This window comes from Acinetobacter sp. 8I-beige, assembly GCF_902505955.1.
GTDB classification, from domain to species: Bacteria; Pseudomonadota; Gammaproteobacteria; order Pseudomonadales; family Moraxellaceae; genus Acinetobacter; species Acinetobacter johnsonii.
The window spans coordinates 295790-312853 of sequence record NZ_LR732792.1 but is presented as its reverse complement, the minus strand read 5'-3'; the positions used below and the strand labels follow the sequence as shown (position 1 = coordinate 312853).

15 protein-coding genes and 10 tRNA genes are annotated in these 17064 nt (G+C 41.9%); 6 read left to right on the top strand and 19 right to left on the bottom strand.

All coding sequences use genetic code 11. The features are described 5' to 3' along the window. Window positions 1-91 precede the first annotated feature (91 nt). Window positions 92-871: a YdcF family protein gene (locus GVX98_RS11845; protein ID WP_159128708.1), complete on the top strand. Its 780-nt coding sequence runs from the start codon at window positions 92-94 to the stop codon at window positions 869-871. A gap of 17 nt (window positions 872-888) precedes the next feature. Here the strand turns inward: GVX98_RS11845 and GVX98_RS11840 are convergent, their stop codons facing one another. From GVX98_RS11840 to GVX98_RS11780, 13 genes are all read right to left on the bottom strand, one after another. Further along, window positions 889-1350 (bottom strand): DUF2750 domain-containing protein, encoded by a 462-nt coding sequence (locus tag GVX98_RS11840; protein WP_159128179.1) that lies wholly within the window; start codon window positions 1348-1350, stop codon window positions 889-891. Between the two features lie 85 nt (window positions 1351-1435). Beyond that, a tRNA-Val gene (locus tag GVX98_RS11835) sits at window positions 1436-1511 on the bottom strand. 88 nt (window positions 1512-1599) lie between these two features. Further along, a tRNA-Asp gene (locus tag GVX98_RS11830) sits at window positions 1600-1676 on the bottom strand. A 50-nt stretch (window positions 1677-1726) separates the two neighbouring features. Continuing rightward, window positions 1727-1802: transfer RNA gene (locus GVX98_RS11825), tRNA-Val, on the bottom strand. A 63-nt stretch (window positions 1803-1865) separates the two neighbouring features. Then, window positions 1866-1942 (bottom strand) — tRNA-Asp (locus tag GVX98_RS11820). An 11-nt stretch (window positions 1943-1953) separates the two neighbouring features. Then, window positions 1954-2029, bottom strand: a tRNA-Val gene (locus tag GVX98_RS11815). Between the two features lie 68 nt (window positions 2030-2097). Beyond that, a tRNA-Asp gene (locus tag GVX98_RS11810) sits at window positions 2098-2174 on the bottom strand. A gap of 13 nt (window positions 2175-2187) precedes the next feature. Further along, window positions 2188-2263, bottom strand: a tRNA-Val gene (locus GVX98_RS11805). A gap of 21 nt (window positions 2264-2284) precedes the next feature. After that, window positions 2285-2361, bottom strand: a tRNA-Asp gene (locus GVX98_RS11800). Between the two features lie 49 nt (window positions 2362-2410). Next, window positions 2411-2487: transfer RNA gene (locus GVX98_RS11795), tRNA-Asp, on the bottom strand. A 25-nt stretch (window positions 2488-2512) separates the two neighbouring features. Further along, window positions 2513-2588: transfer RNA gene (locus GVX98_RS11790), tRNA-Val, on the bottom strand. Between the two features lie 304 nt (window positions 2589-2892). Then, window positions 2893-3396 (bottom strand): cell wall-recycling L,D-carboxypeptidase ElsL, encoded by a 504-nt coding sequence (elsL, locus tag GVX98_RS11785; protein ID WP_159128178.1) that lies wholly within the window; start codon window positions 3394-3396, stop codon window positions 2893-2895. Then, complete coding sequence (locus GVX98_RS11780; protein WP_148826485.1) at window positions 3396-3788, bottom strand: YbaN family protein; 393 nt, start codon at window positions 3786-3788, stop codon at window positions 3396-3398. The genes elsL and GVX98_RS11780 overlap by 1 nt, the downstream gene beginning before the upstream one ends. 97 nt (window positions 3789-3885) lie before the next feature. On the opposite strand from GVX98_RS11780, the gene GVX98_RS11775 reads away from it, so the two are divergent. The 3 genes from GVX98_RS11775 (at window position 3886) to dapE (ending at window position 6318) form a co-directional block, all read left to right on the top strand. Further along, window positions 3886-4764: a DUF1853 family protein gene (locus GVX98_RS11775; RefSeq protein WP_159128177.1), complete on the top strand. Its 879-nt coding sequence runs from the start codon at window positions 3886-3888 to the stop codon at window positions 4762-4764. A 156-nt stretch (window positions 4765-4920) separates the two neighbouring features. Continuing rightward, complete coding sequence (locus GVX98_RS11770; protein ID WP_004981146.1) at window positions 4921-5067, top strand: entericidin A/B family lipoprotein; 147 nt, start codon at window positions 4921-4923, stop codon at window positions 5065-5067. A 117-nt stretch (window positions 5068-5184) separates the two neighbouring features. After that, window positions 5185-6318: a succinyl-diaminopimelate desuccinylase gene (dapE, locus tag GVX98_RS11765; protein WP_035326638.1), complete on the top strand. Its 1134-nt coding sequence runs from the start codon at window positions 5185-5187 to the stop codon at window positions 6316-6318. A 66-nt stretch (window positions 6319-6384) separates the two neighbouring features. Here dapE and GVX98_RS11760 read toward each other — a convergent pair whose 3' ends face one another. From GVX98_RS11760 to pilG, 6 genes are all read right to left on the bottom strand, one after another. Further along, window positions 6385-6840, bottom strand: coding sequence for a hypothetical protein (locus tag GVX98_RS11760; protein ID WP_004981152.1), 456 nt, complete (start codon window positions 6838-6840; stop codon window positions 6385-6387). Window positions 6841-6844: 4 nt separating this feature from the next. After that, window positions 6845-11344: an Hpt domain-containing protein gene (locus tag GVX98_RS11755; RefSeq protein ID WP_159128176.1), complete on the bottom strand. Its 4500-nt coding sequence runs from the start codon at window positions 11342-11344 to the stop codon at window positions 6845-6847. A gap of 165 nt (window positions 11345-11509) precedes the next feature. Next, a complete protein-coding gene (locus GVX98_RS11750) occupies window positions 11510-13582 on the bottom strand; it encodes a methyl-accepting chemotaxis protein (protein WP_004981158.1) in 2073 nt (690 codons plus the stop codon). A 50-nt stretch (window positions 13583-13632) separates the two neighbouring features. After that, a complete protein-coding gene (locus GVX98_RS11745) occupies window positions 13633-14169 on the bottom strand; it encodes a chemotaxis protein CheW (RefSeq protein ID WP_004694490.1) in 537 nt (178 codons plus the stop codon). A gap of 5 nt (window positions 14170-14174) precedes the next feature. After that, a complete protein-coding gene (locus tag GVX98_RS11740) occupies window positions 14175-14543 on the bottom strand; it encodes a response regulator (RefSeq protein WP_004694491.1) in 369 nt (122 codons plus the stop codon). A gap of 27 nt (window positions 14544-14570) precedes the next feature. After that, window positions 14571-14954 carry a twitching motility response regulator PilG gene (pilG, locus tag GVX98_RS11735; protein ID WP_004694493.1) on the bottom strand — a complete coding sequence of 128 codons (384 nt, stop codon included), beginning with the start codon at window positions 14952-14954 and terminating at the stop codon, window positions 14571-14573. 280 nt (window positions 14955-15234) lie between these two features. On the opposite strand from pilG, the gene GVX98_RS11730 reads away from it, so the two are divergent. Together GVX98_RS11730 and GVX98_RS11725 are read left to right on the top strand one after the other, a co-directional pair. Further along, entirely contained in the window at window positions 15235-15873 is a 639-nt protein-coding gene (locus tag GVX98_RS11730) for a hypothetical protein (protein ID WP_159128175.1), read from the top strand. Between the two features lie 57 nt (window positions 15874-15930). Then, window positions 15931-17058, top strand: coding sequence for an efflux RND transporter periplasmic adaptor subunit (locus GVX98_RS11725; protein ID WP_159128174.1), 1128 nt, complete (start codon window positions 15931-15933; stop codon window positions 17056-17058). The last annotated feature ends 6 nt before the right edge of the window (window positions 17059-17064 follow it).

Genomic DNA, 17064 nt, shown 5'->3' with positions numbered 1-17064 from the left:
TAAGCGCAAGTAAAAAAACCGAGCCACAGTGCTCGGTTTTTTCATGCGTAAATTTGCTAGAATTCATGCAAACGATAACCCACAAGCTTGTATGCAAAAATCAAAAAGAGTCATTAGTTTTATTATCGGGTCATTACTGTTCGCAGACGGCTTGTATTTTGTTTTACAACTACGCTTTAATTTTGGCACCCTCTTGCCCTTATTGATTGGACTAGGCCTGATCATTTATGCACTCGCTTATCCTAAGCTTATCGCCTATATTCAAACCAATACAACCAGACAATCAATATGGCGTTGGGCTTGGGCGATTTTCTTTGTTTGGGTTTTTAGCTTAGTTATTTTCTTCGTCTTTTTAGGGTTTTCAAATCAACAAAATACCCCTCATGTCGCTGCACCCGCTATTGTAATTCTTGGCAGTGGTCTGAAGCATGGCAAACCGAGTCCAACATTGGCCAGCCGTTTAGATCAAGCGGCAAGCTATGCCAAGCTACATCCCAACAGCATTATGGTCGTCAGTGGCGGCCTATCCTTTCAGCAAAAAAATAGTGAAGCTGAAGCAATGCGACAATATCTGATTGATGTACACCATATCCCAGCACAGCGTATTTACACCGAAGATCAAAGCACCAGTACCGAGTTAAATCTGATCAATAGTAAAAAGATTTTAGCCAAGCAGCATATTTCCCTACAGCAACCGATTGCTATTGTGACCAGCGATTTTCATATCCCCCGTAGCCGTGCTATAGCCATACGTCAGGGTTATCAAACGCCTATCATGATCAGCGCTCAGACACCTCTTGCCACTCGCTATAATGCATGGTTACGTGAGTATTTTGCATATTGGAGTGGTTGGCTACTCAATGAATACTAAAATAAAATCCTCATGAATTAATGAAGACGGATTGTCCGTGGCGATGGTAATTGTAATTGCTTAAATAATTCAGGTTTCTGCATTGAAAATTGATATAAATAGTTTTTGATATCTAATAACAATTTTTCTGGTGCAACCAAGACATTTTGCCCTTCGGGGCTTAAGTTCATAGAGAACGTAGTTTTTTCTGAACGTAAGAATGGAATCACTTTTTCGACTAAATCGCTGAGACCAATACTCTGGATTTCGTAGCCCGCCCAATTATCTTTTACCAAAAGCTGCGCTAAACCTTTACTCTGCCACATCGCAAAAGAACGTTGTCCAGTCGGCGTAGCACATAAAGCCCAGCCATCTTGATATAAGGCTATAACATGACCTTGATGCACGATAGTTTCGATAAAAAGACGATAGATTTCAAGAGGATCGTAAGCAGTATTTTGATTTTTAGACGCAGCTTTGCGTTGATATGGGTTTCTCATAAATCTGTCATATTTTAAAATTATTATTGCACAGAAGTGTATGAAAACAGCTTGAGATAAGCAAGACTTTTACGACAAGGGAATATGGTGGGCGCTGACGGGATCGAACCGCCGACATTCTGCTTGTAAGGCAGACGCTCTACCAACTGAGCTAAGCGCCCTTGAGAAATAAAAATAGCGTCGCTATTTTTATGATGCAAGAAAAAAATCTTGCTTGATTCCATTTACTAGCACAAGGGATCTAGAAAATGGCGCAGCGGACGGGGCTCGAACCCGCGACCCCCGGCGTGACAGGCCGGTATTCTAACCAACTGAACTACCGCTGCAACGGTAATTGCGAATGCAATTAGGGTCATTAAGCTTTACAGCTTGAATATGGTGGGCGCTGACGGGATCGAACCGCCGACATTCTGCTTGTAAGGCAGACGCTCTACCAACTGAGCTAAGCGCCCTGATTAAGATTGTCAATCTTAGTTTTCAAATTTAAGCTCAGGGACTTAAATTTATATCTTAAATGGCGCAGCGGACGGGGCTCGAACCCGCGACCCCCGGCGTGACAGGCCGGTATTCTAACCAACTGAACTACCGCTGCGTCGTAAAATATGGTGGGCGCTGACGGGATCGAACCGCCGACATTCTGCTTGTAAGGCAGACGCTCTACCAACTGAGCTAAGCGCCCTGATTAAGATTGTCAGTCTTAGTTTTTAAACTCAAGCTCAGGAACTTAAATTTAATCGATTCTTTGAATGGCGCAGCGGACGGGGCTCGAACCCGCGACCCCCGGCGTGACAGGCCGGTATTCTAACCAACTGAACTACCGCTGCATCGCAAAAAATCTGGTGGGCGCTGACGGGATCGAACCGCCGACATTCTGCTTGTAAGGCAGACGCTCTACCAACTGAGCTAAGCGCCCTCATTAAGGATTCTGTATAAATGGCGCAGCGGACGGGGCTCGAACCCGCGACCCCCGGCGTGACAGGCCGGTATTCTAACCAACTGAACTACCGCTGCACTTACACAAAGTCACTAATGTGGTACAAACAATATTAAAAATCTTAAGTGGCGCAGCGGACGGGGCTCGAACCCGCGACCCCCGGCGTGACAGGCCGGTATTCTAACCAACTGAACTACCGCTGCACGTAAGATCTTTAACGTAAAGGCTTGGTGGGCGCTGACGGGATCGAACCGCCGACATTCTGCTTGTAAGGCAGACGCTCTACCAACTGAGCTAAGCGCCCTTAACGTCTTTATCGTTTGTGAGGTGCATTATAGAGAATCTTTACAGGCTGTCAAACGCTTTTCGGCTTGTTTTCGCTTTTTTGCAATCGAGTGATTAAAAAATAGGTCAAATGGTATAAAAACAAGTATTTTCTGTATGTTATTTAACATATTTGCGAAAATTAAAATGATTATTCGCTAAATTTCTTTTCCTCAAAATACACATTTTCTATGATTAATCCCCTTCTTCTACTCAATATTCATATTTTAAATTACAGCGTTGAATACTCAATAAAATAACTTTGCACATTTTAACAGCTATTTTTATATTTCAAGTTTATGTTCGGAAATATAAACCAGTGCATTGCAATCAATTAGCTCAAATAACTCCATGACATCCGTATTACGCATACGAATACAGCCATGCGACATCGGCATCCCCATTGGTTCGCTATCAGGTGTTCCATGAATATAGATATAACGTTGATAGGTATCGCAGCCTTCCCCGCGATTGAAGCCCTCTTCTAAACCACTCAGCCATAAAATCCGAGACAAAATCCAGTCCCGTTCAGGAAACTGCTTGGCTAAATCGGTGTCGTAAACTTCACCTGTAGGCTTTCGAGCAATAAAAACGGCATTTTGAGGTTGCTCAGCACCATGCTTCTCAGCAACCAGATGCCAACCTCGCGGCGTTTTACCACTATTTTCAGTTTCGCCAATGCCATTTTTTCCTGATGAGATCAGATAAAATTTATTCTTTTTAGGCAGTATTAAAGTCTGTTGAGCCAGATCAATCAAGACGTCTGCATCAGCAATTACATAAGACATCAGTTGTCCTCTATTTGTTTTTTATCTATTACTGTATTTGGTTCTGGGCGTAACCATAACCATATTGCGACAAGCAGCATGGTGGTATTGGTAAATAATTTCACTAAAAATGGTGCATTGGTCAGTAGCATGATCAGTCCACTGATCAACATCATGATACTGGCAAACCATTTCGCTTTGCGTGGTACAGTTCCATTGGCACGCCATGCTCTTAACGTTGCACCATATTTAGGATGGTTAAGTAACCAAGCATCCATTTGTGGCCAACCTTTAGATGCAGCCCAAGCGGCCAAGATCAGAAAAACAGTGGTTGGCATACCCGGCAACAGTGCACCGATAAAGCCTAGGATGACAAAGATCACCACTAAACAACGCCAAAACAACGTTTTCATACCACTTTCCTGAACACCGAATTGCGGTAGTATAAAGTGTTTTTTAAGTTTATCCGTTGTCCTTCTGCATATTTAGCTTCTTTTTTAAGGCACTCGCATGCACCTTATTTCACAACATCAGTTGTTCGAACCCTGGCTCCAATTCAAACACCCATTGGTTCGCCAGTTGGCTTTTGCTGTAGCAAGTCCAAACATTTTGTCTGCATTGCCGTTAGAGCTCGATATACAACATGCTTTTCATTTTCATCCCTCACAGATCTGGCAACAGCACTTTCAAACCTATTTACCTCGCCTTAAACAGCTCGATCAAGACCCGAAAGAACTCGAAGACTTTATGGCTCAACTGAAAAGTACCCGTTTAGGTCTGCGCTTTGAAATGTTCATGTGGTTTTGGTTACTGGATCATCGCTATCATGCTTATGAATTGTTGGGTCATAGTATTCAAATCATTGATGGTGCACGTACTACAGGTGAGCTAGACTTTTTAATTAAAAATACCGAAACCAATCAAATCGAGCATTGGGAAATTGCGTTGAAATATTATTTGGGTGAAACAAATCTGAGCTTAACCACATGGTATGGTTTAAATCGTACCGACACTTTAAATCGAAAATTAAAACACTTTACCCATAAACAGTTTCAATTCCAGCAAGCTTTGGACACAGACATTCAGGCTCGCTTTGCCGTTTTAAAGGGGCAACTCTTTCTCCCCCTAATAAATGGTTTCACAGCAGTTGATGCTTTAAACCAATACCCCCTCCCCGATTGGCTCAATCCAGACCGTCGACTAGGTACTTGGGGTAACGTCATTCCAACGACCGACTTGAATTACTATCGCCTACAACGTCAAGAATGGATTTGCCCAAATGCTGAAGTCAGTAGCCAAAATGCACATTGGTGGACCAATGGACTGTACTTACAAAATCAAAACAATCAGTTTTATATGTACCGAAATCCAAATTTGATTTTAACTTGATTTTGCAGAAGTTACTTTATACAAAAATACATAACGCAACATACGCTTACTCATCTCCTGTAAAACGATGCTATTGTTTAAAGTGTTTATTTTTTAATCTTTAAAAACATCAGAACAAAATCATTTGATGACAATACCAAAATTTTGGAGAATGAGATGAAGAAAATTATTGCTAGTTCATTAGTTATGCTTTTTGTTTTAGCTGGCTGTAATACCGTCAAAGGTATTGGTGAAGATGTCTCTTCAGCAGGTAGTGCTGTATCAAATACCGCTGAAAAAACCCAAGATGAAATCCGCAAGTAATTAATATTTGCATCAAAACCTTATCTAAATGATAAGGTTTTTTTATTGCTAAGTTTCGCATTCCAGAGATTAATCGCCTATTATAGTGCCGACTGTTTTATTGACTTTGAAATGCGCATGACCTCTTCTGCTACTCTCGATTTAAGCCTCCAACTTTTACGTCAGCCATCGGTTACACCTGTGGACCACAACTGTCAAAATATTATGGCTGAACGCTTAAAAAAAATTGGTTTCAACATTGAATCTTTGCGCTTTGATGATGTTGATAATCTATGGGCACGAAAAGGCACTGAAGCACCTGTATTCTGCTTTGCCGGTCATACTGATGTCGTTCCTACAGGTAATTTAGATGCTTGGAACTCAGACCCATTTGCCCCTGAAATTCGTGATGGTAAGCTTTATGGTCGTGGCAGTGCAGACATGAAAACCGCCTTGGCCGCAATGGTGGTTGCTTCTGAACGCTTTGTTGCGAAACACCCGAATCATAAAGGCTCAATCGCGTTCCTCATCACCTCAGATGAAGAAGGTCCATCGATCAATGGCACAGTCAAAGTGATCGAAACACTCGAAGCCCGTAATGAAAAAATGAAGTGGTGTTTGGTGGGTGAACCTTCAAGTACCCATAAACTGGGTGATATTGTTAAAAATGGTCGTCGTGGTTCACTCAATGCAGTAATGACAGTGAAAGGGAAACAAGGTCACGTGGCTTATCCACACTTGGCCATTAACCCGATTCACATGGCGTCTAAAGCCGTTGCTGAACTTTGTGATACGGTTTGGGATCAAGGCAACGAATACTTCCCTGCGACGTCTTTCCAAGTGTCAAATATTCAAGCTGGTACAGGGGCAACCAATGTCGTTCCAGGCACGATGACCGTAACTTTCAATTTCCGTTATTCAACTGAATTGACCGCTGAAGAATTAAAAGCACGTGTTTTAGAAATTTTGGATCGTCATGGTTTAGACTACGACATTAAATGGACACACTCAGGCTTACCTTTCCTGACGCCAGTGGGTGAGTTAGTGAATGCGGCTAAAAATGCCATTCGTAATGTGACTGGTGTAGAAACTGAGCTTTCAACCTCAGGCGGAACATCTGATGGTCGCTTTATTGCTCCTACAGGTGCTCAAGTACTTGAGCTTGGTGTTCTCAATGCCAGCATCCATCAAATTGATGAGCATGTGAATGTGGCTGATCTTGAACCGCTTGCTGAAATTTACGAACAAATTTTAGAAGATCTTTTGGCATAAGCGTACAAATCCATATAAAAAAGGAACTCAATCGAGTTCCTTTTTTATTGCATTAAATGCTTAAGCTTAAAGACCTAAGCTCGCCTGAATTTTATTTAAATTCGGTACGTGGTAAGTCTCATCGCCCATACGCACCAGCTGGAAAATAGTGGGATCATTCACAGGGCTTTCATCATCAACAATTTCAGAAATACGCAAACGAATCGACTTCGGCATTTCATTACACATCAAAGCAAAGCGTTGAGAAGCATCATCCCCTTCAATCACCAGTGCCACCCCTTCCGTTTGGTCTGGGCGGTTGATGGCATAGACAGGCAGATGAAGATCATGCCATTCCACCGTTTTCACCTGTGTATCACTATCAAGCGCAGACAGAACAATATTTTGCGGCAAGAGCATGGCATTTTTTCCATGGCATTCAATGATATAAGCATCAATAAAACCCGTTGATACTGTAATCAGATATTGCAATTCTTGCTGACTGATTTGCTCATTCATGCTCTTTGAAACATTTGCATTCATTTATTTACCCCTGCTTTTCAGCCAATAGCTGCTGAATGTTGGCAAGTAATTCTGCCTCTTGGAATGGTTTGCCCATGTAGTGCGTCACACCCAAGCTGAAAGCACGTTCACGGTGTTTTTCACCCGTACGCGATGTAATCATAATAATCGGCAAGTTCTGGTGAATTTCGTGGTGACGAACCAAGTTCGTTACTTCGAAACCATCCATACGTGGCATTTCAATATCCAGCAACATCAAGTCTGGTTTAACGCTCTCAAGCTGCTCCATCGCATCGACACCGTCTTTTGCAGTCACAATATCAAAGCCTTGGCGCTCTAATAAGCGCGATGTGACCTTACGTACCGTAACCGAGTCATCCACAATCATCACTAAACGACGCGTATCCTGATGACGACCAAAGTCACGGTGATCAGCAGCATGCGTCACACGCTTGGTGCTTAAAATCTGACGTGCAATGTTCTGACCATCTAAAATCAAGCACACATGACCATCACCCAAAATCGTTGCGCCCGCAATTGCACCAATGCTGGCAAACTGTTGTCCAACTGGCTTCACTACAATTTGCGCACGTGAACCGATGAGCTGATCGACTAATAATGCAATGGTTTGTCCACTGTTGCCTTTAATCAACAACACTGGCAATGAATGTCCAATATTACTCAAACGTGGAATCGGCTGATTAGATAAAAACTCAGATAAATAGCGCAGTTTATAACTCACACCATCAATTTTGAATTGGTCATCTTTGCTGTGGAAATACTGATCCAATGCTGTTGGAGCAATACGCACAATACGATCAATCTGCGCCAATGGAATCGCATATTGTTGATCACCGGCTTTCACCATCAAGGCATCGCTCACCGCTACCGTAGTCGGTACGCGAATAATGAAGGTCGTGCCGAGTCCAATTTCCGATTCAACCGTGACATGTCCACCCAGTGCTTTAATTTCACTTTGCACCACATCAAGGCCTACACCACGTCCAGAAATTTGCGTCACTTCTTTGGCCGTACTAAAACCTGGATGGAAAATAAACTGTAAAATTTCCTGTTTATCTAGTACTTGATCGGCTTTAATTAAACCTAAATTTAGCGCTTTCGCTTTAATCGTGCTTTCATCAATACCCTTACCATCATCTTTAAAGCTGACGATAACATCTGTACCTTGACGGCTAATGTTTAGTTCAATTTGGCCTGTCGCTGATTTTTTCGCAGCGCCACGTTGTTCCGTATCTTCAATACCGTGGTCGATTGCGTTACGTAGCATATGCTCAAACGGTGTAACCAAACGTTCAAGAATCGTACGGTCCAATTCACCTTCGGTATTGTGGACGACCAGTTCCGTGGGACGGTTCAAGGTTGATGCGGTCTGACGTACAATACGCTGTAAACGTGGCAACATACGTGAGAACGGTACCAAACGTGTCCGCATTAAGCTTTCTTGAATCTCCGCTTGAATACGAGATTGTTGTAATAACAAGCCTTCCGCATCACGAATTTTCTCAGCCAAAGTGCTCTTGAAGTCGACCAAATCCGAAGCTGATTCGGCTAAGGATTTAGACAATTGATTTAGCGATGAATATTGGTCCATTTCTAAGGGGTCAAAGTCTGCGTAGCGCGAGTTTTCAGAACCATGCTTCGCAATAATTTGACTCTCAAGCTCGCCTTCCATTCGACGTAACTGATCCGCCAAACGCTTAATTGCAAGCTCCATCTCGTTCAAAGTATTGCCGAGTTGACCTAAGTCCATCTCGATACGTGAACGGTTAATTGCATTTTCACCAGATAGGTCGATCATTTTTTCAACCAAATCAGCTGAAATACGGATCATCTCATTACCGCCATCCAAGTGAGTCGTTTCTTTCCACTCACCCAGCATTGCTGGCGGCTCAGTACCATCACCCTGTACAAACTCAAAACTTGGTACAGCATTGAGTAAATCAATTTGTGTTACACGCGTTGGTAATTGCGCAATCACATCCACATAATCAATAGATGCTAAACTGTTTTTCAGACCATCATAATTACTGAAATCACGTTTGAAGATGGCTTGTTTTAACCATTCAAATGCGGTTTGCAATAATGGGTCATACACGTTTGAACTGAAATTATGTACAGCAAATTGCTCAAATGTGGTTTCTAATTCATAAGCAATCGCACCAACGGGTTCATTCTCAGCCATTCGTGCGCCGCCTTTTAAACTGTGCGCGGCACGTTGCAATTGTAGTAACACACTACGGTCACTACGTTGTTCAGTCCACTGTTTCAGTAAGCTATCCGTAGTCGCTAAAATTTCTTCAGCTTCTTCCAAGAAGGTTTCTTCAACAATTGATAAAAGACTGGCTGCTTCTTCAACAGCGCTGACTGCTTCTTCTTGGACAAGTGACGGAGTATCCAGCTGTTCAACGACAGTAACGTCCGTGTTATCAACTACACTCGGCTCTTCAATCGCAGTTGCTGACTCAACCGCAGCTGCCTCAGCTTCAATCGTTCTATCTACATTAGATAAAGGTTCTTGAACTGGAGGTTGAGTCTCTTCAATTGCTGCGACAACCGCCTCAACCAAAGGCTCAGATACTGTAGTTATAACAGTCGTACCCTCAACTAAGCTCTGAATGTTATGCAGTACCTTGATGGTTGCTGTTGCTGGATAATCAACCTTCTCGGTGCGAATGACCTGAATTCGGTCTGCGACGTCATCCTGTACTAAACGTATGATGCTGATCAACTGTGGCGTTGTGGCAATTTGCTGACGAATCACACGTTCATAAATAGACTCTAATTCGTGTGCAATCGAACCAATAAAAGGTGCAGAAATCATATTAGCACCACCTTTTAAGGTGTGCAAATAACGCATTAAATTATTGAGTGCCGCGGTATCATTGCCATTTTTAGACCAAGTATTGAGATCCTGATCCATCCCCATCAATAATTCTTCGGCTTCTTCCAAGAAGATATCGAGCAAATCATCATCAAAATCGGTATTGGCCGTATTCGATTGCTTGTACTGATGATCCGATGCAATTTGCTGCGAAATCTGCGCAAGATCAAGGCTTGGTTGTAAAGTATTTCCAGAAACAATAGCCTCAGCAACAGGTTCAATTACCGTCGTCGAAGTCGATTCAACATCTTGCTGTACGAAGGCCATTAATTCATTCAGAACTTTATGCACTTCTTCAGTCAGAATGACACGCTGACCCGCAGCTAAAGTGTCAAATAAATGGATAAATTCTTGATGTGCCTGACCAAATAACTCGTATGCATAATCTACATTGAGTAATTCTGGCTTTTCCAGTAAGGCTTGATAACCAGCATATAGCTCAGAAGTAAAGTCATGGATTCCTTGTGCAGCACGGTTATTGGTGAATTCCAGCAATTGTTTTGCTTGTTCACCTAAGTGCTGAATATAGTCTGGATATTCAGCTTTGGCCCGCTGATCAAACTCAAACTCGGCGTCAAGCAGCAGATCAATATTTAACTCGATCAGCTTCGAAACCATACCTTGTGGGTTCAGTTCATCGTCTACATCTTCTATACTGAAACCATAGTTATCCCAAGCCGTAGTGAACGTAGCATAAATCACGTCAAGCTGTTCGTTCGTACCACGCCCAAGCACATGTAAATAGTCACGTACAAATTCAGCATATTGGGTGAGTAAAGAGATTTCCTTCGAAGTAGAAACGATCTCTTCTTGAACCAAAGTTTTAAATAGATTTTCAACTTTTGAGCTGGCATTAAAGACATGCTCAATTTGCGCCATAGACGAACTACCGCGCAATGTATGTAAAGCACGAATTAAGCCATTGTAATCTTGTACTTTGGTTTCATCTGCATTTAGGAACCGATCGATAGTCGCTAAATGGTCTTCCGCTTCTTCAATGAAGATCGCTAAAGTTTCTTCAAGGACATCATGCACTTGATCATCCTGTTCAGAAGCAGCTGCAACTTGTGGCTCAGAGTCAACCACATCGATATCGATCAACTCTAATCCCGTCACGACATCATTACTATTTAGATGATTAGACAGTTGTAGCAACTCTTCTAGCGCCGGTTCTAAACTTTGATTTTGTTGTAATTGTTGTCCAATTAAAACCAGTGGACGAAGATCAAGATCAATTTCCTGCACCGCTTTAAATATCGAATACAGTTTAAATTGATACAGTTTGAATACCGTTTTAGCAAACTTTTGAACCGTTGCCGTGAGCGGCACAGCCCCTGAAATCACACGATTTAAGGTATCTTCAACCGCCCATGCTGTTTCACCTGCTGACTTTGCCCCCACCATACGACCAGAGCCTTTTAAGGTATGGAAGTGACGACGTATGCTCAACAAGGTTTCTTGATGGGTCGGTTCAGCGTACCACTTTTCAAATAATGGATCTAACTCAACGAAGATTTCTTCAATTTCTTCAACAAAAATTTCAAGAATTTCTGCATCTTGATCTAGATAACTATCTTCCGGAAGCGTTGTCGTTTCAACTAAATGTTTTAATATTTCTTTCATAGCTAAGGCTTCTTGCGTTGTCAGCTACCCAAAAAAGGTGCATAAACTTCATTATAACCATCATCCCAAACCAGCCTTTTGGCTCAAGCTAATTGAGTTGATGTGTATCCTGATTTTGGTATGCTACTCAAGCGATGAGCAGCATACCTCCCCCAAAGCAAGCGCTTAATCAGGCAGTTTAAAGTCTGTTACAGACTCACGTAACGCTTCCGCCATGTTCGCAAGTTCAGAGACTGAACGTGCTGTATCGAACGTCGCAGTGGTGGTTTGTGAGGTAATTTCTTGTACGACGTTCATCGTAGTGGCAATATGACCTGCAGACGCTGACTGTAGCTTTGCTGCATCCGAAATGTTTGCAATCAATTTCGCCAAATTACCTGATACGTTTTGAATCTCATCCAGTGCAACACCCGCATCCTTAGATAAGTTCGCACCGCGTACAACCTCAGACGTGGTTTGTTCCATCGAAATTACAGCTTCGTTGGTATCGGTCTGAATAGTTTTTACCAGTGTTTCAATCTGCTTGGTTGCTGAAGCTGAACGCTCTGCAAGACGCTGTACTTCATCTGCAACCACGGCGAAACCACGACCTGCTTCACCTGCCATCGATGCTTGGATCGCTGCGTTTAAAGCCAAGATGTTCGTTTGGTCGGCAATATCGTTAATCAAGGCAACGATGTTACCAATCTCTTGTGAAGATTCACCCAAACGTTTAATACGTTTAGAGGTTTCTTGAATCTGCTCACGAATGATATCCATACCTTCAATTGAACGGTTTACAACGTTCGCGCCATTTGCAGCAATTTTTACTGAACGTTCTGCTACCACCGCTGATTCTTCAGCGTTTGAAGATACTTGGTCAATTGACATTGCCATTTCGTTAATCGCGGCAGATGCACCCGCAATTTCTTGCGCTTGGTGTTCAGATGCTTCGGCTAACTGGTTGGTAATCCCCTGCGTACTTGCCGTATATTGTGCAACCTCTTGAGAAGTTTCGGTAATACGCGAAACAAGGTCTCGTAATTGGTCAATTGCGAAGTTAATCGAGTCGGCAATTGCACCCGTGAAGTCTTCAGATACCGTTGCATATGAACGTAAATCACCATCTGCAAGATCGGCAATCTCATCCAGTAAACGTAAAATCGCGTTTTGGTTACGGTCATATTCATCTTGTAGACGAGATACACGTTTTTTATCTGATTCACCACGAAGTACGAGTAATTTAAATACACAGAATAAGAAGGCAATCAGGGCTAGAATTAGACCTAATGCAGGGATCGCAATCGCTAAGCCTGTACCACCAGATAATTTATTTAAATTGCTTAACAAAGCATCTGACTGTTCAAAAATCGATGATGACGCTTGGCGTACTTTAACGATTTGTGATGAGTTCTTTAAGACGGTTGCTGCTGCTGACTTCAGTACATCATCATATTCAGATTGAATACTGGTTAAAGAGTCACGCATTTCAGGGTCATTAATACGCTCTACACCTAAGTCCGCACTACCATTTAACTGTGCGTTTAGGTATGACGCGAAGGTTTCTGTATCTGAGCTAAAGTCATCCGCAGACTCACGCGAGTTGGCTGAACCCGTTAATACCGAACCAATTGAACGTAAAATACGTTCTGCAATGAATACTTGGTTTTTTGCAATCACGACTTGGTTGGCTGGCACATTTTGACGTGCCATTTGGTCAACCATTAAGTTATATTCGGCCTGAATCCCCGGAATACTTTCACTAATCGCAATGTTGGTATCGTAAAGTTGGTTAATGATTTTTTGTTGAGATGCAATTAAATCAATATTTTCAGAAACTTTTTTCCACTGTGCATCTACTTCACGCAGTGCATCTGTACTCGCGTGAATATCTTTTACAGTTTCTAAGTTTTCAGCAAAAGACTTTTGTGATTCTGTCAGTTTTTTAATCGCTTCAGGTGTACCTGATGCTGTTGCTTCAGTTGCCTGACGCGAAATCGTTTGCGATAAAAGACGTAAGTCACCCAAGCTACGGGTGAATTCGTTATTTCGAGGTACGCTATAGAATAGGTACAACAGTAAGAAAATTGCCAGTACGATACAAAATGCCGCACCCAAAATTAATGGCTTGGACTTTTCACTATCACCAAATACACGTGAAAACTGTTCCGTCTGTGATTGAAGTTTTGCTACTAAAGCATTTCCACCTGAGCGGTTACTGCTTCCATCCGTATTTTTCTTTTTAAGTTTAAAGCCCATGCAGCTTCTCCCCGATTTACGCCCTTATAATTTCGCGCGCGACAATGATATTAATTTATAAATTTTATAGATGCGTTCATATACTTTGGATTGTCTAATAAGCGACTGAATAAGAAAACATGCCATTGTTGGTTGTGTTGGTGAAAATACCCTTGGCAATATTCTTTTAAATTCCGATCTAAATCTTCATGTTTAGAAAAGAAACTCTTCTTATTAAAGTGCTGAATCCCCAGAACCTGATCTACAACTAAACCGACATAGTGGTCATTGTGACTAATACAGAGTACTTTTTGAGTTGGTGAATACGCACTGCGATGCCCTGATACATAGTGCGCTAAATCGGCAACAGAAAGTAAACGTCCTCGAATATTGGCCAAACCCACAACCCAAGGCTGAGTATTTGGCACTAAGGTATATTTCGGAGGATAAATTACCTCTGCAACTTCACCTAATGGCGCAACGAAATATTGCCCCATCATCTCAAAAGCAATGCCCGACCAGCGGTTTACCTCATTTTCGTTTGAAACGTAGTTTTTATTACCACGTTTAGCAAGTCGAAGTAATTCGATAAATCCATTTGCTGCCATAGAGCTTATCCTGCGTTCAGGTGTTGCTTAATCACATCAATCAGTTGGTTTTCATCAACAGGCTTGGTTAAATAATCACATGCACCTTGACGCTTACCCCATACACGGTCTGTAGCCTGATCTTTAGTACTGACGATCACTACGGGAATGTGTTTTGTTGTTGCGCCACGCGCAATTTGACGGGTTGCTTGGAAGCCATTAACGCCTGGCATCACCACATCCATCAAAACAAGATCAGGAAGTTCAGCTTGAGCCATGGTTACACCATCGGCACCATTCGACGCTTCAATCACTTCAAAACCGTGTTTCCCCAAAATTTCTTTAAAGCGGAATGTCTCTGTAGGTGAGTCATCCACAATTAAAATACGCGCCATAATTTCCCCCAATTACACTTATATTATTTATGCTGAAACGTGATTACGAATCGCATTTAATAATTCATCTTTACTAAACGGCTTTGTTAAATATTCATCTGAACCGACAACACGCCCTTTGGCTTGGTCAAATAGACCATCTTTGCTAGAGAGCATTACGACAGGAATATTTTGATAATTTTGTGAATTTTTGATTAATGCACACGTTTGATAACCATCTAGTCGTGGCATCATAATGTCGACAAATACGATATCAGGATTGGCTTGAGCAATTTTTGACAATGCGTCAAAACCATCGACTGCAGTCACCACTTCACAACCTTCACGTTGCAATAATGTTTCAGCTGTGCGACGAATGGTTTTTGAATCATCAATGACCATTACTTTTAGATTCTGGAATTTATCGTCCATTTAATATGACCCTTCCCATTTTTAGAATGTTTGTAGAAACAGATTCGTAGACGCTTTACAAGTTACGTACACTTTTAACATATATTTACTTATATTTTCAACGAACAGTTTCCGCATAAAACCACACTTCATCTTCTTTTTAAGAACGGCTTCACACTTTCCTATACCCGTCGATTTTTTTTTGACTGATTATATTTTTTATTCCTAAATTTAGGACTAATATAGCACTATTTATTGCTTGTAAATAAGTAATTTAGTCAACTTTAAACTGGGGGTATCGATGCTTAGGGAGTTTAATCACAAACTTGCTTTGATCGTGAAAAAAAGGATGACTGCGAAAGTCATTTTGCTGGCTTTGCTAAGTTTGCAGACCATCTCGATTATGGCCGATCCACCTAAAGCGGTCTGGTATCGATATTACGACAGTAAAGGCATCGCGAACGTCAGTAGTAGTGTCACCCCCAACCATATTCGTTATGGTTATGAAGCACTCGATAGCAACATGCAAGTGATTCAACGGGCTCGTCCATACAACGCAGAAAAAGATGCGCAATATGCGCCGCAACGTGCAGCAGCAGCCAAGCAACGCGAGTCAGATCTTAAATTAAAACGCGCTTATACCAGCAGCCAAGTCGCCACTCAAAAACGCAATACTGCCCTTTCCTATATTTTAAAACAGATTAAGTTCCAGCAAGATGAATTAAAACAATTACAGAATGACCGTATTGGATTCTTACGCCAAGAAAAAGAGAACATGCGTAAAGGCAAAAGCAATCCGAAACCACTCCAAGATATGATTGACTATAATTCCAAAAATATTGTGATGAAAAAAAAGCAAATACAATCGTTACAAAGTCACTATCGTAATACTAAGGCTGAATACGACAGAATTATTGCTCGTTTAAAAACACTTGAATAATCTGCGTCTTATTTACAGTGTGCTGACTTTCGCCGCTAGACCAAAGGATTTGACTCAATGCAGGCTGCACTACGTATAAAAAACAAATTAAGCCGCCAAGTGCTCCCTATTTTAAAACTCAGTCCGCTGTGTTTGTGCTTACTCCTCTCTGCCTGCCAAAAACAAGATGAAGTCACCTCCCCTACTTCGTCTACAGCTAAAATCGAGCTGATAGCACAAGACTTGGTCCAGTTCCAAGAAGGGCCTTCTATCCAACGTACAGCCTTTACTGGTACTATTCGAGCCGTCAATCAAAGTTCCATTCAGGCTCAAGTGACAGCGACAGCCACCGCCGTCTCCGCTCAAGTTGGACAAGCCGTTCAAAAAGGCCAAGTACTGGTTCGATTGAATAATCAAGATAATGCTGCGCGTCTTGCCCAAGCTCAAGCCAATCTTGCATCAACCCTAGCCCAAGCCAATCTTGCAAAAAGCATGGTTCAAAGGAAAAAACGTTTACTCGATCAGGGCTTTATTTCTAAAGTGGAATATGAACAAAGCCTTGTAGACTATCAAGCTCAATTAGAAAGTGTTCGCGCACAACAAGCCAATGTCGATATAGCCGAAAAAGCAGATCGCGATGGCACTATTGTAAGCCCGATTTCAGGGTTTATTACTCAACGTCAGGTAGAACCTGGACAAACAGTATCCGCAGGACAAACCCTATTTGAAATCATTGACCCGAGTCATTTAGAAATACAGGCCAAAATTCCAAGTGATCGACAAGCAGCTTTAAGTTTGGGAGAAAAAATTGAATATCGGCTGCAAGGCAATCCCCAAAAACTGACAGCCAAACTTATTCGTATTTCCCCAATTGCTGACCCCGCAAGCCGTCAAATTGAGTTTTTTGCTCAGCCAAATGAAAGTATTAACTCATTAAGTATTGGAACCTTTGTAGAGGGGGATCTCCTTGGTTCACAGTCCATAACAGGCCAAATTATCCCGCTTGATACCATTCAGGATATACAAAACTCACCTTATGTTTGGGTGATTCGCCACAATAAAATTGAACGTGTTCATATAAAAGTATTGGAACAACACTATAGCAATAACAGCGCTGTGGTACAGGGACTACAAACTGGCGACCGCATCAGTCGTATAAAGTTTAATGAAAAAGATTTGCATCAAATGGTGACAATCAATCCATAAAATAAG

Excerpts from the sequence above, each read along its gene's own strand:
- GVX98_RS11755 (WP_159128176.1), bottom strand. The coding sequence starts at position 11,344 with ATGAAAGAAATATTAAAACATTTAGTTGAAACGACAACGCTTCCGGAA.
- GVX98_RS11740 (WP_004694491.1), bottom strand. The coding sequence starts at position 14,543 with ATGGCGCGTATTTTAATTGTGGATGACTCACCTACAGAGACATTCCGC.
- GVX98_RS11725 (WP_159128174.1), top strand. The coding sequence starts at position 15,931 with ATGCAGGCTGCACTACGTATAAAAAACAAATTAAGCCGCCAAGTGCTC.
- GVX98_RS11770 (WP_004981146.1), top strand. The coding sequence starts at position 4,921 with ATGAAGAAAATTATTGCTAGTTCATTAGTTATGCTTTTTGTTTTAGCT.
- GVX98_RS11840 (WP_159128179.1), bottom strand. The coding sequence starts at position 1,350 with ATGAGAAACCCATATCAACGCAAAGCTGCGTCTAAAAATCAAAATACT.
- GVX98_RS11745 (WP_004694490.1), bottom strand. The coding sequence starts at position 14,169 with ATGGCAGCAAATGGATTTATCGAATTACTTCGACTTGCTAAACGTGGT.
- GVX98_RS11750 (WP_004981158.1), bottom strand. The coding sequence starts at position 13,582 with ATGGGCTTTAAACTTAAAAAGAAAAATACGGATGGAAGCAGTAACCGC.
- GVX98_RS11775 (WP_159128177.1), top strand. The coding sequence starts at position 3,886 with ATGCACCTTATTTCACAACATCAGTTGTTCGAACCCTGGCTCCAATTC.
- elsL (WP_159128178.1), bottom strand. The coding sequence starts at position 3,396 with ATGTCTTATGTAATTGCTGATGCAGACGTCTTGATTGATCTGGCTCAA.
- pilG (WP_004694493.1), bottom strand. The coding sequence starts at position 14,954 with ATGGACGATAAATTCCAGAATCTAAAAGTAATGGTCATTGATGATTCA.
- GVX98_RS11780 (WP_148826485.1), bottom strand. The coding sequence starts at position 3,788 with ATGAAAACGTTGTTTTGGCGTTGTTTAGTGGTGATCTTTGTCATCCTA.
- GVX98_RS11845 (WP_159128708.1), top strand. The coding sequence starts at position 92 with ATGCAAAAATCAAAAAGAGTCATTAGTTTTATTATCGGGTCATTACTG.
- GVX98_RS11760 (WP_004981152.1), bottom strand. The coding sequence starts at position 6,840 with ATGAATGCAAATGTTTCAAAGAGCATGAATGAGCAAATCAGTCAGCAA.
- GVX98_RS11730 (WP_159128175.1), top strand. The coding sequence starts at position 15,235 with ATGCTTAGGGAGTTTAATCACAAACTTGCTTTGATCGTGAAAAAAAGG.
- dapE (WP_035326638.1), top strand. The coding sequence starts at position 5,185 with ATGACCTCTTCTGCTACTCTCGATTTAAGCCTCCAACTTTTACGTCAG.